This window comes from Agromyces sp. ISL-38 (genome assembly GCF_018613935.1).
In the GTDB taxonomy this organism is placed as follows: domain Bacteria; phylum Actinomycetota; class Actinomycetes; order Actinomycetales; family Microbacteriaceae; genus Agromyces.
On sequence record NZ_JAGGPF010000001.1, the window covers coordinates 48,335 to 73,076 of the forward strand.

23 protein-coding genes and 1 pseudogene are annotated in these 24,742 nt (G+C 70.5%); 14 read left to right on the top strand and 10 right to left on the bottom strand.

The window, feature by feature from the left end; genetic code table 11:
- Positions 1–36 precede the first annotated feature (36 nt).
- Positions 37–1,500 (top strand): DHA2 family efflux MFS transporter permease subunit, encoded by a 1,464-nt coding sequence (locus J7E25_RS00240; protein WP_308164273.1) that lies wholly within the window; start codon positions 37–39, stop codon positions 1,498–1,500.
- 64 nt (positions 1,501–1,564) lie between these two features.
- Here the strand turns inward: J7E25_RS00240 and J7E25_RS00245 are convergent, their stop codons facing one another.
- The 4 genes from J7E25_RS00245 to J7E25_RS00260 form a co-directional block, all read right to left on the bottom strand.
- Entirely contained in the window at positions 1,565–2,350 is a 786-nt protein-coding gene (locus J7E25_RS00245) for a DNA alkylation repair protein (RefSeq protein WP_214866840.1), read from the bottom strand.
- Positions 2,351–2,459: 109 nt separating this feature from the next.
- Positions 2,460–3,713 carry a sugar ABC transporter permease gene (locus J7E25_RS00250; RefSeq protein WP_214866842.1) on the bottom strand — a complete coding sequence of 418 codons (1,254 nt, stop codon included), beginning with the start codon at positions 3,711–3,713 and terminating at the stop codon, positions 2,460–2,462.
- Positions 3,710–4,498 carry an ATP-binding cassette domain-containing protein gene (locus J7E25_RS00255; RefSeq protein ID WP_214867764.1) on the bottom strand — a complete coding sequence of 263 codons (789 nt, stop codon included), beginning with the start codon at positions 4,496–4,498 and terminating at the stop codon, positions 3,710–3,712. Before J7E25_RS00255 ends, J7E25_RS00250 begins: the two co-directional genes overlap by 4 nt.
- A 197-nt stretch (positions 4,499–4,695) precedes the next feature.
- On the bottom strand, positions 4,696–5,781 hold the full coding sequence (locus tag J7E25_RS00260) for a sugar ABC transporter substrate-binding protein (RefSeq protein WP_214866844.1): 1,086 nt from the start codon (positions 5,779–5,781) through the stop codon (positions 4,696–4,698).
- A 214-nt stretch (positions 5,782–5,995) separates the two neighbouring features.
- Between J7E25_RS00260 and J7E25_RS00265 the strand changes: the two genes are divergently transcribed.
- The 5 genes from J7E25_RS00265 (at position 5,996) to J7E25_RS00285 (ending at position 11,615) form a co-directional block, all read left to right on the top strand.
- Positions 5,996–6,802, top strand: a complete 807-nt coding sequence (locus J7E25_RS00265) for a DeoR/GlpR family DNA-binding transcription regulator (protein WP_214866846.1) — start codon at positions 5,996–5,998, stop codon at positions 6,800–6,802.
- A 115-nt stretch (positions 6,803–6,917) separates the two neighbouring features.
- Positions 6,918–7,985 (top strand): 2-hydroxyacid dehydrogenase, encoded by a 1,068-nt coding sequence (locus J7E25_RS00270; RefSeq protein ID WP_214866848.1) that lies wholly within the window; start codon positions 6,918–6,920, stop codon positions 7,983–7,985.
- Positions 7,982–9,484, top strand: coding sequence for an FGGY family carbohydrate kinase (locus J7E25_RS00275; protein ID WP_214866850.1), 1,503 nt, complete (start codon positions 7,982–7,984; stop codon positions 9,482–9,484). Before J7E25_RS00270 ends, J7E25_RS00275 begins: the two co-directional genes overlap by 4 nt.
- Entirely contained in the window at positions 9,481–10,989 is a 1,509-nt protein-coding gene (locus tag J7E25_RS00280) for an FGGY-family carbohydrate kinase (RefSeq protein ID WP_214866852.1), read from the top strand. Before J7E25_RS00275 ends, J7E25_RS00280 begins: the two co-directional genes overlap by 4 nt.
- Entirely contained in the window at positions 10,986–11,615 is a 630-nt protein-coding gene (locus J7E25_RS00285; protein WP_214866854.1) for a histidine phosphatase family protein, read from the top strand. The genes J7E25_RS00280 and J7E25_RS00285 overlap by 4 nt, the downstream gene beginning before the upstream one ends.
- A 111-nt stretch (positions 11,616–11,726) precedes the next feature.
- Here the strand turns inward: J7E25_RS00285 and J7E25_RS00290 are convergent, their stop codons facing one another.
- A complete protein-coding gene (locus J7E25_RS00290; RefSeq protein ID WP_214866856.1) occupies positions 11,727–12,347 on the bottom strand; it encodes a hypothetical protein in 621 nt (206 codons plus the stop codon).
- Between the two features lie 341 nt (positions 12,348–12,688).
- On the opposite strand from J7E25_RS00290, the gene J7E25_RS00295 reads away from it, so the two are divergent.
- Positions 12,689–14,146: a DUF6421 family protein gene (locus J7E25_RS00295; RefSeq protein WP_214866858.1), complete on the top strand. Its 1,458-nt coding sequence runs from the start codon at positions 12,689–12,691 to the stop codon at positions 14,144–14,146.
- Positions 14,139–14,810 (top strand): SDR family NAD(P)-dependent oxidoreductase, encoded by a 672-nt coding sequence (locus J7E25_RS00300; protein WP_214866860.1) that lies wholly within the window; start codon positions 14,139–14,141, stop codon positions 14,808–14,810. The genes J7E25_RS00295 and J7E25_RS00300 overlap by 8 nt, the downstream gene beginning before the upstream one ends.
- 21 nt (positions 14,811–14,831) lie before the next feature.
- Here J7E25_RS00300 and J7E25_RS00305 read toward each other — a convergent pair whose 3' ends face one another.
- Both J7E25_RS00305 and J7E25_RS00310 read right to left on the bottom strand, forming a co-directional pair.
- The gene (locus J7E25_RS00305) at positions 14,832–15,503 is read right to left on the bottom strand and encodes a hypothetical protein (RefSeq protein ID WP_214866862.1); all 672 of its coding nucleotides are present in this window, start codon (positions 15,501–15,503) and stop codon (positions 14,832–14,834) included.
- Positions 15,504–15,623: 120 nt separating this feature from the next.
- A complete protein-coding gene (locus J7E25_RS00310) occupies positions 15,624–16,997 on the bottom strand; it encodes an MFS transporter (protein ID WP_214866864.1) in 1,374 nt (457 codons plus the stop codon).
- 131 nt (positions 16,998–17,128) lie between these two features.
- On the opposite strand from J7E25_RS00310, the gene J7E25_RS00315 reads away from it, so the two are divergent.
- Positions 17,129–17,524, top strand: coding sequence for a phage holin family protein (locus tag J7E25_RS00315; RefSeq protein ID WP_214866866.1), 396 nt, complete (start codon positions 17,129–17,131; stop codon positions 17,522–17,524).
- 179 nt (positions 17,525–17,703) lie between these two features.
- Here the strand turns inward: J7E25_RS00315 and J7E25_RS00320 are convergent, their stop codons facing one another.
- Positions 17,704–18,075 carry a cupin domain-containing protein gene (locus tag J7E25_RS00320; RefSeq protein ID WP_214866868.1) on the bottom strand — a complete coding sequence of 124 codons (372 nt, stop codon included), beginning with the start codon at positions 18,073–18,075 and terminating at the stop codon, positions 17,704–17,706.
- A gap of 95 nt (positions 18,076–18,170) precedes the next feature.
- Between J7E25_RS00320 and J7E25_RS00325 the strand changes: the two genes are divergently transcribed.
- The 3 genes from J7E25_RS00325 to J7E25_RS00335 are packed head-to-tail and all read left to right on the top strand — an operon-like array spanning position 18,171 to position 19,550.
- Positions 18,171–18,512, top strand: coding sequence for a helix-turn-helix transcriptional regulator (locus J7E25_RS00325; RefSeq protein WP_214866870.1), 342 nt, complete (start codon positions 18,171–18,173; stop codon positions 18,510–18,512).
- Positions 18,505–18,972 carry an SRPBCC domain-containing protein gene (locus J7E25_RS00330; protein ID WP_214866872.1) on the top strand — a complete coding sequence of 156 codons (468 nt, stop codon included), beginning with the start codon at positions 18,505–18,507 and terminating at the stop codon, positions 18,970–18,972. Before J7E25_RS00325 ends, J7E25_RS00330 begins: the two co-directional genes overlap by 8 nt.
- Complete coding sequence (locus J7E25_RS00335) at positions 18,972–19,550, top strand: dihydrofolate reductase family protein (protein WP_214866874.1); 579 nt, start codon at positions 18,972–18,974, stop codon at positions 19,548–19,550. Before J7E25_RS00330 ends, J7E25_RS00335 begins: the two co-directional genes overlap by 1 nt.
- Here J7E25_RS00335 and J7E25_RS00340 read toward each other — a convergent pair.
- Complete coding sequence (locus J7E25_RS00340; RefSeq protein ID WP_214867766.1) at positions 19,535–20,959, bottom strand: MFS transporter; 1,425 nt, start codon at positions 20,957–20,959, stop codon at positions 19,535–19,537. The genes J7E25_RS00335 and J7E25_RS00340 overlap by 16 nt on opposite strands.
- A gap of 205 nt (positions 20,960–21,164) precedes the next feature.
- On the opposite strand from J7E25_RS00340, the pseudogene J7E25_RS00345 reads away from it, so the two are divergent.
- Positions 21,165–21,281: pseudogene (locus tag J7E25_RS00345) on the top strand (ABC transporter ATP-binding protein); the annotation flags it as partial.
- 237 nt (positions 21,282–21,518) lie between these two features.
- Entirely contained in the window at positions 21,519–23,114 is a 1,596-nt protein-coding gene (locus J7E25_RS00350) for a sensor histidine kinase (protein WP_214866876.1), read from the top strand.
- On the opposite strand, the gene J7E25_RS00355 is transcribed toward J7E25_RS00350, so the two are convergent.
- The gene (locus J7E25_RS00355; RefSeq protein ID WP_214866878.1) at positions 23,086–24,609 is read right to left on the bottom strand and encodes a TRAP transporter substrate-binding protein; all 1,524 of its coding nucleotides are present in this window, start codon (positions 24,607–24,609) and stop codon (positions 23,086–23,088) included. The two genes, J7E25_RS00350 and J7E25_RS00355, sit on opposite strands and share 29 nt — an antisense overlap.
- Positions 24,610–24,742 lie beyond the last annotated feature (133 nt).

The window sequence follows — 24,742 nt, forward strand, 5'->3', positions numbered from 1 at the left end:
CAAGTAATCATCCGATAACAACTAGGGAGTTTCGTCGTGTCGACCATCCTCGATGCACCATCCAGCCCGCTCACGCGTCGACCCAGCCCGTTGTGGCTCGTGCTCGTCGCCACCGCCCTGCCCATGTTCATGGCGACGCTCGACAACCTCGTGATGACGAACGCGTTGCCGGTGTTGCACTCGGAGTTCGGGGCATCCGTCGAAGAGCTCCAGTGGTTCATGAACGCGTACACGCTCGCCTTCGCGAGCACGATCCTCATGGCCGTCGCGCTGGGCGACCGATTCGGCCGCCGCACCCTTTTCCTCGTCGGCATCGTGGTCTTCACCCTGAGCTCTGCACTCGCGGCCCTTGCGACCGATCCCGGGCAGCTCATCGCCGCCCGCGCGGCCCAGGGCTTCGGCGCGGCCGCGATCATGCCGCTCTCGCTCACGCTCCTCGCGGGCGCCGTGCCGATCGCCCGACGGCCGCTCGCGATCGGCATCTGGGGCGGCGTCGCGGGGCTCGGCGTCGCGACGGGCCCGCTCATCGGCGGCGCCGTGATCGAAGGCTGGGCATGGCAAGCCATCTTCTGGATCAACGTGCCCGTCGGCGTGATCTCGGTCGCGCTCGCCCTCCTCGCCCTGCCGAACAGCTTCGGCGCACGGCTCCGCGCCGACCTCCTCGGACTCGCGCTCTCGGGGCTCGGGCTGCTCGGTCTCGTCTACGGCATCGTCCGAGGCAACGACGCGGGCTGGGACAGCCTCGAGGTGCTCGGCAGCCTCATCGCGGGTGGCATCCTCCTTCTCGCATTCGTGCTGTGGGAAACGCGCGCTACCGCGCCCCTGCTCCCGCTCCGGCTTTTCCGCGACCGGAGCTTCACGGTCGCGAACGTCGCGGGCTTCGGCTTCAGCTTCGGCGCGTTCGGGTCGATCTTCATCCTGATCCAATTCCTGCAGGTCGTGCAGGGCGCGACGCCGCTCGAGGCGGCGCTGCAGACCTCGCCGTGGACGCTCGCGCCGATGGTGGTCGCGCCCCTCGCCGGGGTGTTCGCCCCGCGGGTCGGAACGCGCGCCCTAATCGTGACCGGGTTGCTCTTGCTCAGCGGCGCACTGTTCTGGCTCACGCAACTGCTCGACGCCGGCATCGAGTACTCGGCCTACGTCGCGCCCTTCATCGTCGCGGGCGTCGGCATGGGCCTGGTGTTCGCGCCCTCGGCGACCGCGGTGCTCGCGAGGATGGCGCCCGAGGACCATGCGAAGGCGAGCGGCACGAACTCGATGCTCCGCGAGGTGGGCGTCGCACTCGGCATCGCCGTGTCGACGGCGGTATTCACGGGTGCGGGCGGAGCGCTCACGCCGATCGACTACGCCATGGGCGCACAGCCGGCGGTCGCCGTGGGCGCGGCTGTGCTGCTCGCGTCGGCGCTCGTCGCGATGCTGCTGCCGTCTGGTCGCACGGCGACGACGGCGACCCCCACCGGCGTCGCCGCTCCCGCCCGCGCGGCCGAGCTCGTGCACTAGCGGAGTACCCGACGGAAAGCGAAGAGGTCCCCGTCCCGCTCGACGGGCGGGGACTCCCGGGCGTTCAGCGCTGCGCGCGATACGCCGCTCGCTCGTCGGGCGAGAGGTGCTCGGTCGCGTAGGAGAGCATGGTGCGCGGCATCCGCGCGGCGTACTCGTCGAGGAACCCGCGAAGCACGCCGCGATCGACGCGCTTGCCGAGCTCGCGCAGCATCCATCCGACGGCCTTGTGCATGAGGTCTTCGCGGTCGCCGAGCAGCCGCGGCGCGAGCCGCAGGATCGGCCCGCCGTCACCGGCCCTGATGAAGGCGAACGTCGCCAGCACCGCAACCCGGCGCTCCCAGAGGGAGTCGGATGCCGCGAGCTCGTCGAGCAGCGGATCGTCGCCGCGCCCGGCCGCCCGCAGGAACTCGCCCACGAGATACTCCGCTGAGGAGTCGACGAGATCCCAGTTGTTCACGCGCCCGGCTCGCACCGCGGCGAGGTATGCCTCGTGCAGCGCCCGCCGTGCGTCGTCGTCGCGGCCGTCGTCGTCGTGGGCCTCGTCAACGCGGGTTCGCTGGCGGCTCGCGACCTGGAACTGCCGCACCATCACGAGGAGCGCGGCGAGCCGGTGCTCGTGCACGGGGCTCTCGAGGAGCTTCCTCACTTCGACCGGCGGAAGCCCGGCGAAGCCCGCGACGACCGATCGGGTCGCGGGCACGCTCACCCCGATGAATCGATCTCCCTCGCCGTACTGGCCCGGGCCCGTCTTGAAGAACCGCGCGGACACCGCAGCCCGGTCGACGGAGGCGAGCTCCGCGAGCGCGGCCTCCACCGCTTCAGCGCTGGCATCCGCAGAGAAGTCCATGGTTCGCACGATACCGGGGCAGCACCGGAACGGACGCGGTGGTCGAAACGCCTGCGCCGGGGCGCACGTCAGTGGCCGGCGCCCGCTCGGAGGGGCGCCGGCCACCGCGTCAGGCTCGACCGTGCGAACTGCGCGAGCGCCGGGCGACCGCATCGAGCGCGACCGCGATGAGCACGACGGCGCCGGTCACCATGTAGCGGATCGACGAGTCGAGGTTGAGCAGCGTCAGGCCGCTCGAGATCGACTGGATCACGAGGATGCCGAGCAGCGCCGCGAACGCCGAACCGCGCCCACCGAACAGGCTCGTGCCGCCGATCACGGCGGCGGCGATCGCGTTGAGGTTCACATCGCCACCGCCGCTCGACTGCGCAGCCGACGCGAGGCGCCCCGCCGCGAGCAGTCCGCCGACGGCTGCGAGGGTCGTGCAGGCGATGAAGGCGGAGGTGTAGACCGCGGTGATGCGGATGCCGGAGCGCCGCGCCGCCTCCCGGTTGCCGCCGACCGCGAAGAGCGAGCGGCCCCAGCTCGTGCGGGTGAGGGCGTAGTTCGCCAGCAGCACGAGCGCGACGAAGAACACGACCATCCACCCGACCCCGCGCGCCTGGTAGAGGTACCAGACCGCGAATGCGAGCAGCACGGCGAGCAGGCCGGCGCGGATGAGGATCAGGCTGAGCGCGGGCGCGGAGAGCCCGGCATTGCGGCGCACGCGGGCGCGGAGCATCCCGCCGACGAGCAGCGCCGCGGCGGCGAGCACGGCAAGCGCGTACGCGAGCCATTGCGGCACGAAGGCGAGCTGGCCGAAGTACACGAGCGGCGAGTCGAATGGCAGGTTGATCGTGCCCTTCGGGCCGAGCACGAACAGCTGCAGTCCGAGGAAGCCGAGGAGCCCGGCGAGCGTGATGACGAACGAGGGGACGCCGATCCGGTTGTAGATGAAGCCGTAGGCGAATCCGATCACGACCGCGATGCCCACGGCCGCGGCGATCGCGAGCGGCAGGGGCCAGCGGTTGTCGATGAAGTTGATCGCCATGATCGCGGCGGCGAGGCCGCTCACGGATCCTACCGACAGGTCGATCTCGCCGATGAGCAGCACGAACACGATCCCGAGCGCGATGACGCCGACGGGGGCGGACTCCATGAGGAGGTTCGTGAGGTTGCCGCTCGAGAGGAAGTACGGGTTCAGGATCTGGAAGATGGTCCAGATGATCGCGAGGCCGGCGATGACGGGCAGGAACCCGAGGTCGCCGCCGCGAATGCGATCGATGCCGGCACGGATGGCGCCGCCCACTCCGGTGTCGGCACGGAGCCGCTCGTCCTGGAGGTCGGTGGGCGTGGAGGGGCTCGGAGTGGTCGTGGTGGTCATCGTGCCGCCTCCTCGGTGGTAATGGCGTCGGGGGTCTGGGATGCCGCGTCGCCACGTGAGCGGCGTCGGGTGACGGCGTTATCGGTCGCGCCGGTGATGGCGGAGATGATCTCCTCGGTCGAGACGTCGCCGACGCGGAACTCGCCGTTGTTGCGGCCGAGTCGCAGCACGACGACGCGATCAGCGACGGCCTTCACGTCCTCCATGTTGTGGCTGATCAGGATGACCCCGTGTCCTCGTTCGCGCAGCCGCTCGACGAGGTTCAGCACCTCGGCGGTCTGCGCGACGCCGAGCGCCGCGGTGGGCTCGTCGAGGATGATGAGCTTCGGATCGCCGAGGAGCGAGCGGGCGATCGCGACCGTCTGGCGCTGGCCGCCCGAGAGCGACGCGATCGGGATCCGGACCGACGGGATCTTCGCCGAGAGCTGACGCAACAGCTCCCACGCGCGCACCTCCATGCCCACCTCGTCGAGCCGGAACGGGCCCCGCTCACGGCCGAGGAAGAGGTTCTGCACGACGTCGAGGTTGTCGCAGAGGGCGAGGTCCTGGAACACGGTGGCGATGCCGCGCTCGAGCGCGGCCATCGGCGTCGGCAGGGTCACCCGCTCCCCGCCGAAGTCGATGGTGCCCGAGTCGGGCGCGTGCACGCCCGAGAGCACCTTGACGAGGGTGGACTTGCCGGCGCCGTTGTCGCCGACGATCGCGACGACCTCGCTCGAGGAGACATCGAGGTCGATGTCGGTGAGGGCCGCCACTGCACCGAAGCTCTTCGAGATCCCCCGCATCGAGAGCACGGTGTGGATGTTCGGGTGGGCGCCGTCCGGCGCGGCCGCGGTGTCGGTTGCGGGGCTTGCGTTCACGGTGTGACCTCTTCGTCGGTGCGGTGCTGGTGAGGTGGGGAGCGTTGCGTTGAACGGGTGGTGGTGGTGGTTTGCCGGATGCCGGATGCCGCCCGCGACGCGCGCGGGCGGCATCCGATCGATCAGGCGATGCCGAGCGCCTCGCAGGCGGAAGCGTACTCGGTGGTGCACACCTGGTCGACGGTGTAGATGCCGCCGTCGAAGATGACCTCCTTGACGTTCTCCTGCGTCACGACCTCGGGCGTGAACAACTGGGAGGGGGTGTCGAAGAGCGTCGTCTCGCCCTCGGGCGGGTTGCCCGTGAGGAAGGCGTAGGCGACTTCGGCCGCCGCCTCGGCAACGATGCGGATCGGCTTCGAGATGGTGTTGTACTGGTCGCCGGCGATGATGCGCTGGATCGCGGCGATCTCGGCGTCGTTGCCCGTGACGGGCGGCGTCGGGGTGACGCCGGCTGCCTTGAAGGCGGCGATCGATCCGCCGCCCGTTCCGTCATTCGCGGCCACGACGCCGACGATCTGCGAGCCGAACTGCGTGATCTGGCCCGAGACCCAGTCCTGCGCCTTCTGGGGTTCCCAGCCCGGGGTGTCGAACTCGGCGAGCACGTTGAAGTCGCTCGAGTCGACGCCGGTGTGGATGCCCTTCTTGATGAGCTGGGCGGCGTCGTCGGTCGGCGAGCCGTTGACGATGAGCACACCGCCGGTCGCGCCCGCCGCCGTGAGGCCCTCGACGAGGGAGGTGCTGATGAGCTCGCCGATGCCCTCGTTGTCGAACGACACGTAGTAGTCGGCCGGGGTGTCGACGATGGGCCGGTCGTACGTGATGACCGGGATGCTCTGCGACTGGGCGTTCACGACGATGGATGCCGCTGCCTTCGTGTCGACCGCGTCGAGCACGATGACCTTCACGCCCTGCGCGATCGCCGAGTCGGCCTGCTGCTGCTGCTTCGCGGGATCGGAGTCCGCGTTCTGGTAGATGACCTCGCAGTCGGGGCAGAGCTCCTCCATCTTCGCCGTGAAGAGCGGGCTGTCCTGCTGCTCGTACCTGGTCGACGCGAGGTCGGGCATGAGGAACGCGATCTTGCCGGATGCCGCGCCGTCTCCGGCGCCGTCGCCGCCTGCGGTGGCGCCTCCGGGCGAACACGCCGCGATCGCCGTGGCGAGCGTGATCGACCCGAGTACTGCTGCGAGTCGCACGTGGGATTTCTTCATTGAATCTCCTCGGTGAGTCCCCGGTGCGGGGAACGGGTGGTGCAGGGGGGCGGCTCGGCGGTGTCGCGACGCATCTACCGAACCGTTGCCGGGAACTCTACCAAACATGACGTTAGAACTGTCAACTTCTGTGGTAAACCTTAGTTCCATCCTGGCTCCACGCTGGTCGTTCTCCCGATCAGCTTGGTAAAGTTCGGCAACTCGAAGGAGACCCATGAGTTCGAACGCCAATGGCCCGTCCACACGCAGCGCCAGGCAACGGATGATCCTCGATCACGTGCTCGCCGCCGGATCCGCCACCGCGGCGGAGCTCGCCGAGCTCACGGGACGCAGCCTGATGACCGTGCACCGCGACCTCGAGGACCTCGCGGCCCGCCAGCTCGTGCGAAAGTTCCACGGCGGCGTCTCGGCCCTGCCGACGAGCGTGTTCGAGTCGAGCTCCGAGTTCCGCCTGCATCGCCGTGCCGAGGAGAAGGCGGCGCTCGCCCAGGTCGCCCAGTCGTTCGTCGAGCCGGGGATGGCGATCATGCTCGACGACTCCACGACGGTGCTCGCTCTCGCCGGCCTCGTGAAGGACAAGGCGCCGCTCACGGTCGTCTCCAACTATCGGCAGGTGCTCGAGTCGCTCCGTGAAGCGCCCGACGTGCACCTCATCATGATCGGCGGCGCGTATTCGCGCACCCACGATTCGTTCATCGGGCCGCCTGACCAGACGAACCTCGAGGCGTACGCGGTCGACGTCGCGTTCCAGTCGACGTCGACCATGGACGAACGCATGACGTACCACCAGGAGCAGGACGTCGTGAGCATGAAGCGCGTGATGCTGCAGAGCGGCCGGCGCCGGGTGCTCATGATGGACGGCTCGAAGGTCGGGCACACCTCGCTCCACCGATTCGTGCCGATCGCGGAGTTCACGGATGTGATCCTCACCGACGATGTCGACCCCGCCATGGTCGAGCGCATCGCCGACCACGCGACCGTGCATGTCGCGGCGATCCCCTCGCGCGGCGGCATCCGCTGACCCTCGATCAGAAGGCCCAACACCACGACTGGTAGAAGTAACATTCTGCGTGTTACGCTCGGCTCGACTCGACCGATGCACCAGCACGGTCTGCTGCACTGCAGGAAGGCGCGCAATGACGCACATCTTGATCGCGGGCGACCACTTCGTCACGCCTGGACTGTTCCGGGCCGCGCTCGACCGTGAGCTGCCCGACACCGAACCGCGGCCGCGCTATCGCGAGCTCACCCTTCCCTGGCCGCACGAGCCCTTCGGTGACGTCGCAAGCGTGCACGAGGCGAGCGGCACCATCGATGAGACGATCGCCGCACTCGACGGCGTCGACATCGCCGTGACGCAGATGGCGCCGTTCACCGCAGAGGTGTTCGCCGCCAGCCCCGAACTCCGCTTCATCGGCGTGTGCCGCGGCGGCCCCGTCAACGTCGACCTCGACGCGGCGACGGATGCCGGGGTGCTCGTGACGTTCGCGCCGGGACGGAACGCCCAGGCGGCGGCCGAGTTCACCATCGGCCTCATCCTCGCGGCCATGCGCGGCATCCCGATGACGGATGCCGCGCTGAAGCAGGGCGACTGGCGCGGCGACCACTACGCGTGGGAGAACGTCGGCGGGGAGCTCGGCGGTGCCACCGTGGGGCTCGTGGGGTACGGCGCGATCGGACGCATCGTGGCCCGGATCCTCCGCGCGTTCGGCGCCCACGTGCTCGCGTTCGATCCGTACGCCGACCCGGCGGCCCTCGCGGCCGACGGCGTGGCGACCGTCGAGCTCGATGATCTGCTCCGGCGCAGCTCGGTCGTGAGCCTGCACGCCCGGCTCACCGAAGAGACCCGCCACCTCATCGACCGGCGCGCACTCGACCTGATGCCCGAGGGCGCCGTGCTCGTGAACTCGGCCCGCGGCGGCCTGCTCGACTACGCCCCACTCCCCGACCTGCTGCGATCCGGGCGCCTCGGAGCGCTCGCCCTCGACGTGTACGACGTCGAGCCGCCCCCCGCGGACTGGCCGCTCTTCGGCGCACCCAACGTGGTCGTGTCGCCGCACCTCGCCGGCGCCACCCGCCAGACGGCCATGCGCGCGGCCGACATCGTCGCCGGCGACGTCGCCGACTTCCTCGCAGGCCGCACTCCCGAGCACCTCGCCAATCCCGCGGTGCTCGAGCGGCTGCGGCCCGGAGTCGCGCGATGACCACCGGAACCACGGCCACCCTCTGCGTCGACGCGGGCACCACGCTCATCAAGGCAGTGGTCTTCGACGATGCCGGCCGGGAGCTCGTCGTCACGCGCCGCACCACCGCGATCCGCTCCCCGCACCCGGGCTGGTCGGAGCAGGACATGCACGAGGTGCTGGCCGCGGTGCTCGGGTGCGTCGCCGAAGCCGCCGACCAGTCGCCCCTGCCTATCGGCGCGCTCGCCCTCACCGCCCAGGGCGACGGCGCCTGGATGCTCGATGCCGACGGTCGCCCCGTCGGGAACGCCGTGCTGTGGAACGACGCGCGCGCCCACGAGGTCATCGATCGATGGACTCGCGACGGCGTGCTGGAGGCGGCGTTCCGCCTCAACGGCTCACTCGGCAACCTCGGACTGCCGCACGCGATCCTCGCGTGGACCCGCGCGAACGATCCCTCCGCGCTCGACGGCGTCGCCGAGGTCACGACGTGCGGCAGCTGGATCTTCGGTTCCCTCACCGGCACCCACGGGCTGCACGCGTCGGAGGCATCCGCGCCCTGGCTCGACATCACCACCGGAACGATCTCCGACGACCTCCTCGAACGCTACGGACTCTCCGACCTGCGATCGCTCGTGCCCGCCGTGATGCACGACGACGAACTCACCCAGCCGCTCCGGCCCGACGTCGCCGAGCGACTCGGCCTCCCCGCGGGCATTCCCGTCACCCTTGCCGCCTACGACGTGGTCTCGACGGCCTTCGGCGGCGGCTCGGTGGCACCCGGCTCGGCGTTCTGCATCCTCGGCACGACGCTCTGCACCGGCATCCTCCTCGACGCCCCCGACACGACGGTCGAACCCTCGGGGCTCACCCTCCTCGGCGGTCGCGACGGCGCCGTCGTGCGCGCATTCCCGACGCTCGCCGGCACGGGCGTCATCGAGTGGATGCGCGCGCTCCTCGGTCTCGCGGATGCCGCAGAGCTCACCGCCCTGGCGGGCGAGGCGGAGCCCGGGGCATCCGGCGTGCGCGTCTGGCCGTACTTCTCCCCGGCCGGCGAGCGCGCACCCTTCCTCGACCCGGCGGCGCGCGGCGTCATCGCGGGCATGTCGTTCGAACACACCAGGGCGGACCTCGCGCGCGCCACGGTGGAGGGGCTCGGCCACGTGATCCGCGATTGCCTCGCGGCATCCGGAGCATCGCCGTCGGAGCTCGTGCTCTCGGGCGGAGGCTCGGCGAGCGAACTGTGGTGCCGGAGCATCGCCGACATCACGGGCGTGACGACGAGGCGCGTCGACGGCACCCAGGTGGGCGCGAAGGGGGCGCTGCTCGCCGCGCTCGTCGCCTCGGGCCGCTACTCTTCGCTCGCCGAGGCGGCGGATGGGCTCGTCGCGACGAGCGGCACCTTCGAGCCGGATGCCTCCCGCCGGGCGTTCTTCGACGAGCGCCACCAGGACTTCCTCGCAACCCGCACCGCACTGGCTGAGCGGTGGACCGCATGGGCCGCGGAGCCGCGCCGGTGAGCGAGCCGGCCTGGGTGGGCATCGACCTCGGCACGCAGAGCGTGCGCGCGATCGCACTCGACGACCACGGTCGCAGCCTCGCCATGGCGTCGTCGCCACTGCACAGTTCGAGGCACGGCGACCGGCATGAGCAAGACCCTGGGGAGTGGTGGTCGGCCGCAGTGGCGGTGCTCCGCGACGTGACCTCGCAATTGCCGCCCGGGGTGGAGGTGCGGGCGCTCGCCGTCTCGGGAACCTCGGGCACCGTCGTCCCCGTCGACGCCGCCTCCGGCCGGGCGACCGGGCCTGCGGTGATGTACGATGACCGCCGGGGTGCAGCGCACCTCGAGCGGGTCGCCGCCGCGGGATCCGCGGTCTGGACACGACTCGGCTACCGCATGCAGGCGTCGTGGGCACTCCCCAAGCTCCTGTCACTGCTCGACGAGGGCGTGCTGCCGTCGGCGAGCGCGGTCGCCCACCAGCCCGACGTGATCACGAGTCGGCTCGCCGGGCGCCGCATGCCGAGCGATCTCAGCTCGGCGCTGAAGTCGGGCGCCGATCTCGACACGGTCTCCTGGCCGGTCGCCGTGTTCGAGGAGCTCGGCCTCGCGGGCGAGCGGATGCCGCAGCTCGCGCCCTCGGGAGCGCTGATCGGCGAGGTGAGCGACGCCGCCTCGCGCGAGACCGGCCTGCCCGCCGGGTGCGCGATCGTGGCCGGCATGACCGACGGCTGCGCCGCCCAGATCGCGGCCGGAGCACTCGGGCCGGGCGCCTGGAACTCCGTGCTCGGAACGACGCTCGTGCTGAAGGGCGTGGCGCACGAGCGCCGGGTCGACCCGAGCGGTGCCGTGTACTCGCACCGCGCCCCGTTCGGCACCGGGTGGTACCCGGGCGGCGCGTCGAGCACGGGCGCGGGAGCGATCTCGGCGTGGCTGCCCGGCCGGGACCTCGACGCGCTGACCCGCGGCTTCGACGCCGCTGCTCCGCCGCCGGTCGCCTACCCGCTCGTCGGGCGCGGCGAGCGGTTCCCGTTCGTCTCCTCCGACGCCGAGGCGTTCCTGCCGGGTGCCGGCGACGACGCCTCGATGTTCGCCGCGATCCTGCACGGCGTCGCGTACGTCGAGCGCCTCGCCTTCGATCTCCTCGCCGCAACGGGCTACGACGTCAGCGGGCCCGTGCTCGTCACGGGCGGGGGCGCACGCAATCCCGTGTGGACGCAGCTCCGCGCCGACGTGCTCGGCCGGCCCGTGCATGTGCCCGAGCACGGCGAGGGGGCTGCCGGAATGGCCGTGCTCGCAGCCGCCGGTGCGGGCGCGGGCGTTGGCGCGGCGGCGGGTGCGGCCAACGTCGACCCGCTCGCGACGGCAGCGGCGCGGATGCTCCCTGCGCCACGCATCGTGCCCGCCGATGCAGAGCGGCACGAGCGCCTGATGCCCACGTACGTCCGGTTCGTCGACGAGCTCGACGAGCGCGGCTGGATCGGCGCCGGGCTCGCGGCATCCGCTCGGGAACGGAGCACCCGATGACGACCGTGCACCTCGCTCGCCACGGCGAGACCACATGGCACGCGGAGAACCGCTACGCGGGCTCGAGCGACGTGCCGCTCACCGCCCGCGGCCGGGAGCAGGGGAACGCCCTCGCCCGGTGGGCCGCGGGAGCGGGCGTCGACGTGGTGGCGACCTCAGACCTCTCGCGAGCGGTCGAGACGGGGGACGCGGCGGCGAAGCTGCTCGGCGTCGAGCTCGTGATCGATGCCCGCTTGCGCGAGGTCGACTTCGGTTCGGGCGAGGGCCGCACCCGCGCCGAGATGGCCGCGATCTTCCCCGAGCAGCTCGCAGCGTTCGTCGCCACGCCGGCCTCGTCGCCGCTCCCGGGCGGCGAACCCGGCACGACGGCGGTCGCGCGCGGGCTCGAGTCCCTCGCCGACCTCACGCGAGTCGCCGGAGCCGACGGCACCGTGCTCGTGGTGGCGCACTCGACGCTCATCCGGCTCGTGCTGTGCCGGGTGCTCGGGCTGCCGCTCGACGAGTACCGGCGCCGTTTTCCCGGGCTCGCGAACACCGCAGTGACCACGGTCGAGCTTCCGTCGGCCGCAGATGCTGCCGCGCTGGTCGAGCGAGGGGCGCTCATCCGGTTCAACGCGGCCCTGTGAGGCGAGCCGGGAACCGCCGCTCGGCGATACGACGGATCGCACGGCACGTGAACGGGCGCGATGGTCGTTGTCGACTCATCGCGCCCGTGAGGGGAGATTCCCGGTGGCCGGTCAGCGGTCGCCTCCCAGTGGCGAGAGGTCGTCGTCGACCGTGTCAGGGGTGGGGGCGGGGCGTGTTCCGTCGCGAAGCGGCGAGAGGTCGTCGTGAACGGCGACGGCCGCGTATGCCTCGGCGAACGCGCTGAGGCGCGTGCCCTGCATGTCTGCAGCACTCACGGCGACCGGTGCGCTTCCCTTCAGCTCGCGCTTCGCGGCATCGCTGAACGGGTGCTCGACCGTGGCCGGCGCGGTGCCCTTCAGCTCGCGCTTCGCGGCATCGCTGAACGGGTGCTCGACCGTGGCCGGCGCGGTGCCCTTCAGCTCGCGCCATACCTCGGCGCTGAACGGCTGCTCGACCGTGACCGACAGCACCGACTGCGCGTGGAACTCACGTCGCTCGTCAGCGCTCCAGGGGCGGGATGCGTCCGCCTGCTGCGCGATCGTCTGCGGGCGCGTCGGCGAGAGGTCGTCCTTGACGATGACGCGGCCGCGGGCGAGACCGATCGCAACGGAGTTGGCCAACGGCTTGAGATCGTCGTTGACCTGGCTCTGCGCCGCCGCACCGGCGCAACCGCTCAGGAGTACTGCAAGCGACGCGGTGATGACCGCCGCGGCCGCTGTCTTTCTGTTCATGGCTCCATTCCTTTCCGAGTGGGGATGCCCTGAAGGTATGCGGCGCGCAGCGGCGCCGGATCAGTACCTCCACGCCCTCGCCCTCGGAATAGTCCTGAGAATTCCTCAGTGAAGTTCGCTCCGCGGATGCTCCGAACGGAGGCTCGCCGCACGAATCGGCCCCACTCGCACGGGTCGGGGGAGTGCGGCGAAGTTCGCTGCGATATCGCGCGCGGACGCGGGAATCTCGCGCAGGACTGCAAGCAATCGCGGACACTTGCCTCGTAGCCTTGATGCGAGCGGCGATTTCCCGCTGCCGGCAGCGTGCCGATCGGCACCGATCCCGAGGAACGGAGGTTCACATGTCGAACACCAGCGTCGACGCCATCATCGGCGAACCCGAGGTTCTCGAAGACGAGATCACGTCCGCGCAGCTCGCCCTCGCCGACGGCGTCGAGCACGACCCGGCGTGGCTCCGCCTCAAGGAGTCGGCGACGAAGCTCCAGTCGCTGCAGGCGAAAGACGGTTCGGTCCCCGAGCCCGGCGACCGGCCCGCGGCATCCGATCTCGTCGACGCCATCGTCGAATCGATCGAGGCGCTCGCGCCGCGGTTCCCGCACGAGGCGGCGTACCTCGCGGCATCCGTTCATGACTTCCGGCGCTGGCAGGCAGAGGATCTCGGCGTACCCGACTTCCTCGACTCGCTCCAGGAGTTCCAGCCGCAACGGCATCGCGTCGACGGCATCCGTCATCTCGTGGTCTTCCCCATGTACACGCAGAACGGGTCGACCGACCGGCACGTCGAGGCGCTCGTGGTCGAGACGATCTGGCCCGAGTTCATCGCCGCGCTCGAGGCGGGCGACTACTCGAACAAGCTGTTCGTGAGCCTGCGCTTCGTGGACTTCACGCCGGGATACGACACGAACTCGGCGGTGCTCTTCCCCGAGACCGTCGCGATGCGCGAGGTCCCGTCGTTCACGTGGGGGGCGATCTTCCAGGATCGCGAGGCCGCGCGGTACCGTACCGTCGTGCGCGCGGCATCCGGCATCACCAAGCTCGACCTGCCCGACGACGCTGCGCGCCTGCTCGACGACCAGGAGCTCGCCGAGCGCACGTTCGTGATGTGGGACATCATCCACGACCGCACCCACATGCGCGGCGACCTGCCGTTCGACCCGTTCATGATCAAGCAGCGCATGCCGTTCTTCCTCTACTCGCTCGAGGAGCTGCGGTGCGACCTCACCGCGTTCCGCGAGTCGGTGAAGATCACCCGGGCCCTGCGCGCCGGCGCCGCCGCGGGCGAGACGCTCAGTGCCCTCGAGACCGAGACGCTGCACCACGCGACGCTCGTGCAGTATGCGGTGATCTTCGATCGCATCTTCCGGTTCGCGATCACGGGCTCGCGCGTGCGCAACTACGACGGGCTCGGCGGGCAGCTGCTCTTCGCATGGCTGCACCAGAAGGGCGTGCTCGAGTGGACGGATGTCTCGCTGAGCTTCGACTGGGACGCCGTGCCCGACGCCGTCGTGGCGCTCGGCGATGCGATCGACGAGCTGTACTGGAAGTCGATCGACCGTCCGAAGACCGCGCACTGGCTCGCGGCGTACGAACTGGTGCGCGGCGTACTCACGCCGAACCCGGCGTCGGTGTGGGCCGCCGGCCTGCCTCGCGAGGTGCTCGCCGGCCCGCCGAAGGGCTACACCGACCTCGTGATGGACGACGAGTTCCCGCTCTCGATGTTCTACGAGGCGCTCGACAAGAAGATGAAGCCCGTCATCGAGTCGACCGTCGGCATCACGGGCTCGCAGGGCGATGGCTGAGCCGGGTGTGGCCGGCCGCACGGTGCTCGTCACCGGTGCGACCGGATCGGCCGGCCGCGTCGTCGTTCGCGCCTTGCTCGAAGCGGGCGCTCGCGTGGTCGCCGTCGGCAGCGACGAAGACCGCCTCGACGCCCTCGAGGCCGAGCTGCCCGGCGCCGTCGGCGAGCGCGCCGACCTCGCCGACGGCGACGACGTGCTCGAGCTCGCGATGCGCGTGCACGCCAGGGTCGGCGACATCGACGGAGTCATCCATCTCGTCGGCGGCTGGCGCGGCGGAGGTGGCATCCCCGGCCAGAGCGACGAGGACTACCGGTTCCTCGAGCGCTCGTTCGCGGCGCTGCGGCACGTGAGCCGCGCTTTCTGGGACGACCTGCTCGCCTCCCACGCGGGTCGCATCGCGATGGTCTCCTCGACGACGGTCGCCGCTCCCACCGCGGGCGGGGCGAACTACGCCGCCGTCAAGGCCGCGAGCGAGACGTGGATGCGGTCGCTCGCTCACGGGTTCACGACGGCGGGGGCCACGGCAGGTGCGACGGCCGCGGCGGTCACGTTCCGCGTGCGCGCGCTCGCGGGGCTCGAAGGCCGGCTCGCGGCATCCGTCGTCGACCTGTGGCGAGCGGATGCCGCGACGCTCAACGGAACCGTGACGGAGCTCACCGCCTGACCCGGGAGTCGTCGCGGCGGCTCAGCTCGCGCCGGCCGCAACGTGCACGGCGTAGCCCCAGCAGCCGGCGTCCTCCCAGCGGTAGTCGGCGCCCGTTCCGGTATTGCCGTCGAGCGCGAGCTCCCAAGCGGCGGCCTGCGCGTCGGTGAGGCCGGCCGGCATGCCGGGGTGGGTGCCGGCCGACGGGTCGTTGTTCCACCATTCCCACATCACGTAGCCCTGGCCGGCTTCGGCCATGCAGTCGCGCACGACCTGCTGGAACGCGCGCCACGCCTCCTGTTCGGCCGCGGTCGGTGCCGCGGTGGCATCGGGGGTGGCATCGGGGCTCGGCGCGCCGTCGGGACCGGGCGTGGGAGTCGGAGTGGGAGTCGGGGTGGGAGTCGGCTCCGGCGTCGGAGTGGGAGTCGGCTCGGGAGTCGGGGCCGGGGCCGGCGTCGGCTCCGGAGCCGGCGCGGGGCTCGGCGGTGTGTTCGCGTCGGAGCCCGCCTCGTCGACGGGCGCAGGCGCGCCGGGAGCAGCCCCGCCGTCATCGCCCTCGACGACGCCGAACCTGTCGGGCCCCCCGGGAGGCGGCTGCACGTAGCGGGCGTCTTCACGGATCGGGGCGCCCGTCGTGGCGGCGGCGACGCCCATGAACACCGCGCCGATGAGCAGGGCCACCGAGGCGACGCTCGCCAGCATGACCTTTCGCACCGCGCACCCCCAGCTCGCCTGCACCGCTCAGCCCCTCGGCCTTCCGGCGTGTCCGGTCATGTTACACGTCCGACCCGCGAACGGGGGCCTTGACGATGACGCGGAGGTGAACGGCGACGGTCAGGAGGGTGACGCGGGCGGCACCCCTGGAGCGGCATCGGGTGCGGCATCCGGTTCGGGTGCGGCATCGGCTTCGGGCTCGGGCGCGACGCCGGTCGAGACATCCGACGCCGACCCCTGTCGCCGGCTCGCGATCAGGAACGGCACCGCGAGCACGTCGACGAGGCCGCCGATCAGGAGCGATCCCGGGTAGCCGTAGACGTCGGCGGAGCGCCCCAGCGCAGGCTGGATCACGACACCGCCCGCGCTGCCGAGCAGCGAGTCGAACGAGAGCACCGTCGCGCGCTGGGTCGACGGGATCATGTCGTTCAGGTAGGCCTGCCGCACCGGGCCGGCTGCGGCGAACACGAGGCCCCACAGGGCGAGCAGCACGATCGCGACCCAGAAGCTGCGGTTCAGGCCCAGCACCACGAGGATCGTCGCGCTCGACATGGTGGCGATGATGATCGTCGTGGTGCGCTTGCGGAACAACCGGCGCACGCTCGGTGCGAGCCATCCGCCCGCGATCTGCGCGCCGGCGACGATCGCGGCGGCGAGGCCGGCGATCGAGTAGGCGTCCTTGTCTCCCCAGAGCTCGAGCAGGTACGGCTGAAGTGCGTAGAACACGTAGATGCCGACACCCGCGCTGAAGCACGAGGCGAGCATCACGTAGCGCACGGGCGGGTTGCCGAGCCCGTACCTGACGGATGCGTTGAACACCTGGCGAGTCGCCTGCAGCGGATGGGCCCGCCCGGCGGGCGTGAATCCGAGGTCTCTCATGACGACGGCGGCGACGATGAACATCACGATGAGAATGCCCGCGCGCACGAGGAACGGCACCCCGAGGTCGGTCAACTGCGCGAGCACGCCGCCGAGCACCGAGCCGCCGAGCATGGCCGCCCCGGATGCCGCCTGGCCGCGTCCGAACACCTGCTCGAGGCTGCCGCGGTAACCGGTCGCGTGCAGCGCGTCGACGAGCCACGCCTCGACCGCGCCCGAGAAGAACGTGAAGCCGAGCCCGAGCAGCACCGAGACGACCGCCCAGGCCCAGAACGGCGCCGACACAACCCACATCAGGTAGTACAGGAAGGTCGTGACGGAGAGGGTCACGGTGCCGAGCAGGTACGACACGCGCCGGCCCCAGGTGTCGGCGACCACGCCCGTCGGCACCTCGAAGAGCACCATGCCGGCGGTGAAGAACGCATTGGCGGCGAACGCCTCGAGATTCGTGAGGCCGGCATCGAGGAGGAACAGCGTGTTGATTCCCCAGATGAAGGATGCCGCGAGGGTGTTGCCGACGAGCAGCGTGAAGTAGATCGTCTGCACGCGGCGGGCGGCCGGGTTGGGTGCGACAGGCGTGACGGACCGGCTCGTGCGCTGCCCCCGACGACTCATGGGTTCATCTTCCTCGACTCGGCGCCCCATGCCAAGAGACACGGCGCGCGGCGCTGCCAACGTTCGCGCCCATCACACGAACGCCGAGTGTTGCGCCCAGCGGGCCGCACGGGCACCGATATTCTCCGGGCATGGTGCGCTTCCTGATCCGCGTGGCGATCTTCCTCGGAACCGCCGCCCTCGGACTCCTCGTCGCATGGATCCTCCTGCCCGGCTTCGACATCGAGTGGGCGGGCTTCCTCGTCGCGATGATCGTGTTCGCGATCGCGCAGTCGCTGCTGAGTCCCCTCGTCTCGAAGCTCGCCGCGCGGCACGCGCCGGCCGTGCTCGGCGGCGTCGGGCTCATCTCGACGTTCATCTCCCTGTTGCTCGCGACGGTCATCGCGAACGGGCTGCGCATCGACGGGCTGCTCACATGGGTGCTCGCCACCGTCATCGTCTGGCTCGTCACGGCGCTCGGCACCTGGCTGCTGCCGCTGATCTTCCTGAAGGACCGGCCGCGGGAGCAACGCAGGGCGCGAGCCTGAACCGAGCGGATGCCGCCGATCTCCGCCGCGCGACGGATCCGGGCCGAGCCCCCCTCTCGATCGCGTGGAGAGATGACCGAGACCGTCGCGCGGCGAGCTGACGCGCGCTGCTCCTGCTGTTCGTGCTGCCTGCACGCCCCGGCAAGCTGACACGCACTGTGCGTGCCGTTACGTGCCTGCTAGTCGAGGCCGATGTCCTGCACGGGCGAAGTGCGCTCGCTCGGGGTATCGCCCGTGTTGACGGTGCCCTGCGGCTCGATGAGCATCGCCGAGACCTCGCCGTCGGCTCGCGGGCAGTGCTCGACGCCGCGCGGCACGACGTACACGTCGTTCGGTCCGAGCTCGACGTCGCCGTCGCGAAGCTGGATGGTGAGGCGGCCCGAGATCACGAGGAAGAGCTCGTCGGTGTCGGGATGCGTGTGCCAGGTGAACTCGCCCTGCGCCTTGAAGACCTTCACGTCGTAGTCGTTCACGGTCACGAGCCGGCGCGGAGCCCAGTGCTCGGTGAATGAGTCGAGGGCGGCAGTGAGGTTTCGCACGTCGGACGTCATGCTCCCATTCTGCGTCGAGCGTTGACGGTGGGGGTTGACGGCGCCGGCATCCCGACGTATGTTTAAGGAAATCCTTACGTAAGGAGTTGCTTACCTTGGTCGATTCGCCCGACGAGCTCAGTCGCGTGTTCCAGGCGCTCGCCGACCCGACGAGGCGCGAGATCCTCTCGCGCCTCCGCGACGGATCGATGACCGTCGGCGCACTCGCCGAGCCCTTCGCGATGAGCCGGCCCGCGATCTCGCAGCACCTCAACGTGCTCGAGCGGGCGGGCCTCATCGAGCGCACCGCCTCGGCGCAGTGGCGCACGTGCACCATCCGCACTGAGCCGCTCGACGAGGCATCCGCCTGGGTCGATCGCCACCGTGGCGAGTGGACCGAGCGCTTCGACCTGCTCGACGAGCGACTCCGCGAACTGAAAGGGAAGACGGATGCCTGAGCAGACCGCCACCGGCGAGAAGCAGTTCACCATCACGCGTGTGTTCGATGCGCCCCGCGAGACCATCTGGCGCGCATGGACAGACCCCGACGAGGCCGCAACCTGGTGGCACCCTCGGGGGGTCACCACTCCGCGCGAGTCGGTCGAGATCGATGTGCGCCCCGGAGGCCGCTACCGCTACACGATGATCGCGCCCGACGGCACCGAGTACCCGACCGCCGGGGTCTACCGCGAGGTCGTCGAGCCCGAGCGACTCGTCTTCACCTGGGGCTCCCCCGGCGATGCCGACGATGCGGCACCGCTCATCACGGTGACGCTCGCCGACCTCGGCGACCGAACGGAGATGACCTTCCACCTCGACGGCATCGCGGGCGTGCCCGGCGACGACAACGTCTACGACGGCTGGGCGAGCGCCTTCGACGTGCTCGACGAGCGACTCGGCGCTGGAGGGCAGCGCTGATGGGCCGCCTCATCGTCGAGCAGGTGGTCACCGCCGACGGCTACGCGGCCGACCCCGAGGGCGGCATCGAGTTCTTCGAGGCGCTCGTGCGCCCCGGCGAGAACGGCGAGGTCGACCTCAACGACGCGGAGCAGCTCGACTACGTCTCGCAGGCCGACGCGATCCTCTTCGGCGCCACGACCTACCGGATGTTCGCCGACTACTGGCCGGAGGTCGACCCGAAGGTCGAGCAGGTCGCCGAGCTCATCAGCCGGCTGCCGAAGCTCGTGGTCTCGAACACGCTGGCGGAAGCACCATGGGGCGATGGGCAGATCGAGATCCTCCGCGGCGACGGTGCCGACGCGGCCAGAGCCCTGAAGGAGCGCTACGACGCCGTCATCGTGTGGGGAAGCCTCACGCTCGCCGACGCGCTGCTTCGCGCGGGACTCGTCGACGAGCTGCACCTGCGCATCGTGCCGGCGCTGCTCGGCGACGGCCGCTCGTTCACCCCGGCCGACGTCGGCGACCGCCGGCTCGAGCTCGACCACGTCGAGGCGAGGCCGGGCGGCGTCGTCAGCCTCCGCTACCTCGTGCGCTGAGCTGCCTCGGTGCCGGATGCCTCGGTGTCGGATGCCTCGGTGCCGGAAGCCTCGATGCCGGATGCCTCGATGCCGGATGCCTCGGTGCCGGATGCCTCGGTCGCGGCATCCGACGGCGCCTCGCCCTGGTACTCCGCCGACAGGAGCCGGTAGGAGCGCGTGCGGAAGGCGATGAGGGCGAAGGCGACGAGGGCGAGTCCGGCGAAGAGGAACACCAGCGCGATGCCGCGAGCGTCACCTTCGCCGAGGAGCCGTCCCCACGTCGCCTGCCCGCCCTCCGACTCCATGTAGGGGATGATCCAGAACTGCGCGATGGGGGCGATCAGGAACGCCGTGATCGGCGCGGCCGCCGCCTCGAAGGCCTGCGCGAAGCCGAAGACACGACCCTGGCGACGGAACGGCACGACCTTCTGGATGACGGTCTGCTCGGCGGCCTCCACCGCAGGGATGAGGGCCATGTAGGCCCAGATCCCGATCGCGTAGAGCAGCCACCATTCGCGGATCGTGAAGAGCGCACCGATCAATCCCATGGCGACGACCACGAGCAGCATCGTGCGGATCGGGTTTCGTCCGAGGCCCCATTTCGCGATCGCGATGCCGCCGAGGATGAACCCCGTGGAGGCGACGCCGAACACGACGCCCCACGCCTCGACCGGGAAGAGCGTCAAGCCGTACGGGTCCATGAGCGCGATGTAGGCGCCGCCGATGAGGTTGTTGAACGTGGAGAACAGGATGAGGGCGAAGAGCCCCGGCGCAGAGCGGATCGCGGAGATGCTGCCCCGCAGGTCCACCGCCGGGGGCCGCCCGCCTTCGGCGACCGGATGTTCCTCGGGAATGCGCACGAACAGCAGGTGCACGAGCGCCACCAGGGTCGCCGCGATCGCGATCGCGAGGGTCCAGCCCATGCCGACGAAGCCGATCGCGAGCCCGCTGAACACGCTCGTGACGATGAACGCGAGCCCCTGCACCGTGCCGACCATGCCGTTCGCGTTCGCGTGCCGCTCCTCGGGCACGAGCAGCGTGACCGTCGTCGACAGCGCGATGTTGCGCATGTTCTCGACGACCGAGCCGAACAGGATGACGCCGGCGAACACCCAGAACCAGGGCCCGCCCAGATCGACGAGGGCGGACTCGGGCTGCGCGAGGTACAGGAGGCCGGCCGCGACGAACGCGATGAGGGTGATCACGCTCGAGAGCACCATGACCCGATGCTTGCGGTGGCGGTCGACGATGGTGCCGAAGAGGATCGAGAAGACGGCGATGAGGAGCATGTACGCGCCGCCGATGATGCCCGTCGCGAGCACCGAGCGGGTCTCGAGGTACACCCAGAACGTGAGCGCGAACCAGAGGAAGCTCGTCGTGACGTTCGCGATCATCGTGTTCGCGAGCACGTGGAGGAACATCCGCATGCCGCCCGGCGGTGGCGACACGCCGACAGTCGGCGTCGGCTTCGATGTCGGCACTTCCCCCGCCTCGGATCCGTCGAATCCGTTCGTCACCGTGCGATCGTACCCAGCGGCGGCGACATCCGAAAGCCCCTCCGCCGCACGACGGAGCACGAGAACCCGTCGTGCGACGGATGCCTCGGCCATGCGGCATCCGTAGCGTGGAGCCATGCTCGAACTCCATGACGTCAGCAAGCGCTACGGCGACCGGCCGGCCCTCGATGCGGTGAGCTTCACCGTCGGCGACGGTCGCCTCACGGGATTCGTCGGCGGCAACGGCGCCGGGTTCGCGGGTGAAGCTGGCCGAGGCGCTGCGCGGCTGAGCGGATGCCGCGGCGGCGCCCGGCCGCTGCGAACGCGTCACTTCCCGCCACGTCGGGCGCCCATGGGCGCTCGGGCGGTCGGAATGTGACGCGCTCGGTGCGGATGCCGGCGGGTGCTCGCGGCATCCGCCCGCCCGATCCGGCACAGAGCCGTACCCGCATGCTGGCGGCGGCGCCCGGCCACTGGCAGGATGCGGGTCATGGCCGGAAAGCTGCCACACGGCGGGCGTGTTGTGCTCGCGGTTTCCGCGATCACAGGATCTGTGGCGCTCACGGTCGCGGCGGGCATCTCAGGCGCCGCCTCCGGATCGCCGCCATGGGCGATCGTCATCGACCTCGGAGTCGGTTTCGCTTTCCTCCTCGCCGCAGCCACGGCGATCGCCCCGCCGCTGCCGCGCCTGCTGGCAGCGGCGGTCGGCGTGCTCTGGCTCCTCGGGTCGATCGCGCCGGACCTCGGCGCCGCGCACCGCACCGCACTCGCCATCTGCCTGCTCGTCTTTCCTGCCGCGCGGATCTCAGGGGTGATCCCGTGGGCGCTCGTCGCGCTCTCGCTTCCGATCGCGACCGGTCTCGTGCCCCAACTCCTGGTCGCCGGCGTCTTCGCGGCGGTCGCAGCGACCAGGATCGCTTATGGGGAACCCCCCGGGCAGCGCGGACGTCGCCGCGGACTCAGCGGGCCGACCACGGCATCGGTCGGCGGAGCGATCGCGATCGCCCTCTCTGCGGCAGCGGCGTCGATCGTGCCGCGACCACTCGACTCGGTCACCGTGCTCCTCCTGTATGAGGCCGCGTTGCTGAGCGTCGCCACAGCGCTCGTCACGTCCACTCGCCTGCGACAGTTCCGGACTGCCGACCTCCCGGATGTGCTCCTCGCGACCGGCGGGGTCGGCGTCGCGGGGCTCTCTTCGATCCTCCGCCACGTGCTGCGCGATCCGGATCTGCGGATCATGGCGGTGGATGGAGAAGCCGATCCAGCCGAGCTCGATCCCGACGCGCCGAAGCCGGCCAGGCTCGAGCGGATCGAGGTGCGGGACGGCGTGGAGCGGATCGGCACGCTTGTGCACCGACCGGGCAGCATCCCTGACGAACGCACTGCCAGGTCGATCCTCGAGGCCGCACGCCTGACCGTCGTCCACGAACGGACGACGGTCGAGCTCGAACGCCAGCGGGCCGCACTCGCCGCCGCCCAGGAGCGTATCGGCGTGGCGGCCGAGCGGCGTCGGCACGACCTCGCGTCGCGATTGCGCGGCGGGGTCCTGGCGCCGCTCGACGAGGCCCGAGCTGCAGTGGCGAGCGCGAGGCGCCGCGCCGGTTCTGAGGACTCGAAGAGCGCGCTCGCAGTCGTCGCCGAGCAGCTCGCCGGCACGGAGCGCGAGGTCCGCGGGATCGTCGACGGCTCGCTACGGGAACTGGGCGGTGGACGCCTCCACGGCGTGCTGCGATCGCTTGCTGCCCGGCACGCGACGGTAGAGCTGTTCGTCGGTCCCGACGCGATCGGCGACGCCGAGACGGAGGCGGCGCTTCGATTCGTCGCCTCCGAGCTTGTGACGAATGCGCTCAAGCACGCGTCCGCTCAACGGGTATTGGTGCGTCTGGCGCTCCTCGACGGGCAACTCGTGCTGACTGTTTCGGACGACGGCGCCGGCGGCGCCGATCCGGATGGATCGGGGCTCACCGGCCTCGCCGGCCGTGTCCGGTCGCGAGGCGGGCGCCTGATCGTGAACAGCCCCGCGGGAGCCGGCACGACGGCAACGGCATCGATACCGGTCAGCCGACCTTCGCCCACGGCTCGATGACCAGCAGTTCGTCGATCACCGGTTCACCGACATCCGTGAACGTGAGCGTCTCGCCTTGGAGCTGCCAGCCGACCGTCTTCGTCGGATGAGAATGGCACGACCCGCACCCGGCGAGGCGATCGTGCACGGCGGCGTCGTAGACGAACCGCACGATCCGCTCGTCGCCGCGCAGGTACCCCGCTTCGAGCACATTGGCGTACTCGGCTTCAGACGCGTACGTGGAGTGCCCGCAGTCCGTGCCCGGGAGCGCGTTCGGCTGGCACGTGTATGCGTATGTGCCAGCGTCGACGGTGATCGTCCAGGTGCCGGTATACCCGTTCGAGTTGCTCACGCCGGCGGCGTTCAGATCATCAAGGGTCACATCGGTGCGGTAGATGCCGTCGGGAATCAACGCGAACGCGACATCGTCATCGGACAAGGCGCCGCTGCCTCCTTCGCCACAGCCGGCTGGAATCACCGGAATATACGGTGCGGGATGCTGTTGCGCCACCTTCCTGACCTCATCGAGCAGCGCACGCTCGGCGGGGTCGGCGGCAATCGCGTCGATCACCGGCTGCACCCGTTCGCGAAGCGCTGCGATGGCGTCGTCGGAAGCCGCTACGAAACGCACGCCTGCACTGCACGCCACCTCCGCGAACTCGGACTCGTCGTAGTCGCCGGCGACGGCGGCACCCACGCCGATGCGTGCCGCCTGCTCGATCCACCCTCGCTGCTCGTCGGAGAGCGACTCGAAGCGCTCCCGATTCAGCGACAACACCACGAGCTTCGGCCAGAGGACGACGTTCGCCGTGACATTGGGAAGTGCATCCCCTCCGACGAGCGAGCCGATGCCAAGACCCAGTTCGGCGCCGTCGAGCTCGCCTGCTTCGACGCGCTCGCGCCAGTCGAGCCCGGCTGAGACCGGTTCACCTCCGAGCGCGGTGATCGCTTCGGACTGGACCGGAGAGTTGTACGAGCGGAAGCGCACACCTTCCCAGTCGGATGGCTCGGCCAGCGGCTCTGTGGAGAACGGCCTGCGCAGCTCGCTGATCGTCGTGCCGAGCCCGATGATCGGGGTGCTGTCGAGCGTAGCCAGAAGCTGTTCACCCGCCGGACCGTCGATGACGGCGCCCAGCGCCTCGTAGTTCGTCAGTGTCAGCGGTGCCTCGATCGCCTTCATCCCGGTGAAGCCGGCGGCCGCGAACGCCCGGGTCGACGGCCAACCACCATCGAGATCGCCGTCGGCGATCGCCCGAACGAGGTCGGACTCCGCGTCTGCGCGGCCCTCGCCGTACTCCCACGCGATCTCGACCTCGATCCGGCCGTCGGAGACCTCGCTGAGCGCCTCGACGAATGCCGCCTGTCCGTGCTGGATGCCGGTCGGATCGAGTCCGCCGTCAATCGTGGCAAGACGGAGCACCAGCGTCTCCGAGCCCGCCTTGTCGGCACCGGCAGCACATCCCGCCAGCAGCATCGCCACTGCGAGCACAGCCGAACCGCGCGCTGTCTTCGACATGATGACCTCCATTGTCCCGCGTGATGCGACCAGTGTCGGCCTCGAACTGCCACTGCGGCAGCGGGTTTCCACGGTATGCGCCCGGGGAAAACACGGGTGTCCGGTCCCGTCCGGTCACCACCCCGGTACGATC

Bases quoted from the DNA above. Each gene is read 5' to 3' on its own strand.
- J7E25_RS00285 (WP_214866854.1), top strand. From the start codon at position 10,986: ATGACGACCGTGCACCTCGCTCGCCACGGCGAGACCACATGGCACGCG.
- J7E25_RS00245 (WP_214866840.1), bottom strand. From the start codon at position 2,350: ATGGACTTCTCTGCGGATGCCAGCGCTGAAGCGGTGGAGGCCGCGCTC.
- J7E25_RS00250 (WP_214866842.1), bottom strand. From the start codon at position 3,713: ATGACCACCACGACCACTCCGAGCCCCTCCACGCCCACCGACCTCCAG.
- J7E25_RS00340 (WP_214867766.1), bottom strand. From the start codon at position 20,959: ATGCGGATGTTCCTCCACGTGCTCGCGAACACGATGATCGCGAACGTC.
- J7E25_RS00275 (WP_214866850.1), top strand. From the start codon at position 7,982: ATGACCACCGGAACCACGGCCACCCTCTGCGTCGACGCGGGCACCACG.
- J7E25_RS00330 (WP_214866872.1), top strand. From the start codon at position 18,505: ATGCCTGAGCAGACCGCCACCGGCGAGAAGCAGTTCACCATCACGCGT.
- J7E25_RS00270 (WP_214866848.1), top strand. From the start codon at position 6,918: ATGACGCACATCTTGATCGCGGGCGACCACTTCGTCACGCCTGGACTG.
- J7E25_RS00260 (WP_214866844.1), bottom strand. From the start codon at position 5,781: ATGAAGAAATCCCACGTGCGACTCGCAGCAGTACTCGGGTCGATCACG.
- J7E25_RS00335 (WP_214866874.1), top strand. From the start codon at position 18,972: ATGGGCCGCCTCATCGTCGAGCAGGTGGTCACCGCCGACGGCTACGCG.
- J7E25_RS00355 (WP_214866878.1), bottom strand. From the start codon at position 24,609: ATGTCGAAGACAGCGCGCGGTTCGGCTGTGCTCGCAGTGGCGATGCTG.
- J7E25_RS00310 (WP_214866864.1), bottom strand. From the start codon at position 16,997: ATGAGTCGTCGGGGGCAGCGCACGAGCCGGTCCGTCACGCCTGTCGCA.
- J7E25_RS00295 (WP_214866858.1), top strand. From the start codon at position 12,689: ATGTCGAACACCAGCGTCGACGCCATCATCGGCGAACCCGAGGTTCTC.
- J7E25_RS00265 (WP_214866846.1), top strand. From the start codon at position 5,996: ATGAGTTCGAACGCCAATGGCCCGTCCACACGCAGCGCCAGGCAACGG.
- J7E25_RS00350 (WP_214866876.1), top strand. From the start codon at position 21,519: ATGGCCGGAAAGCTGCCACACGGCGGGCGTGTTGTGCTCGCGGTTTCC.
- J7E25_RS00255 (WP_214867764.1), bottom strand. From the start codon at position 4,498: ATGCGGGGGATCTCGAAGAGCTTCGGTGCAGTGGCGGCCCTCACCGAC.
- J7E25_RS00300 (WP_214866860.1), top strand. From the start codon at position 14,139: ATGGCTGAGCCGGGTGTGGCCGGCCGCACGGTGCTCGTCACCGGTGCG.
- J7E25_RS00315 (WP_214866866.1), top strand. From the start codon at position 17,129: ATGGTGCGCTTCCTGATCCGCGTGGCGATCTTCCTCGGAACCGCCGCC.
- J7E25_RS00320 (WP_214866868.1), bottom strand. From the start codon at position 18,075: ATGACGTCCGACGTGCGAAACCTCACTGCCGCCCTCGACTCATTCACC.
- J7E25_RS00290 (WP_214866856.1), bottom strand. From the start codon at position 12,347: ATGAACAGAAAGACAGCGGCCGCGGCGGTCATCACCGCGTCGCTTGCA.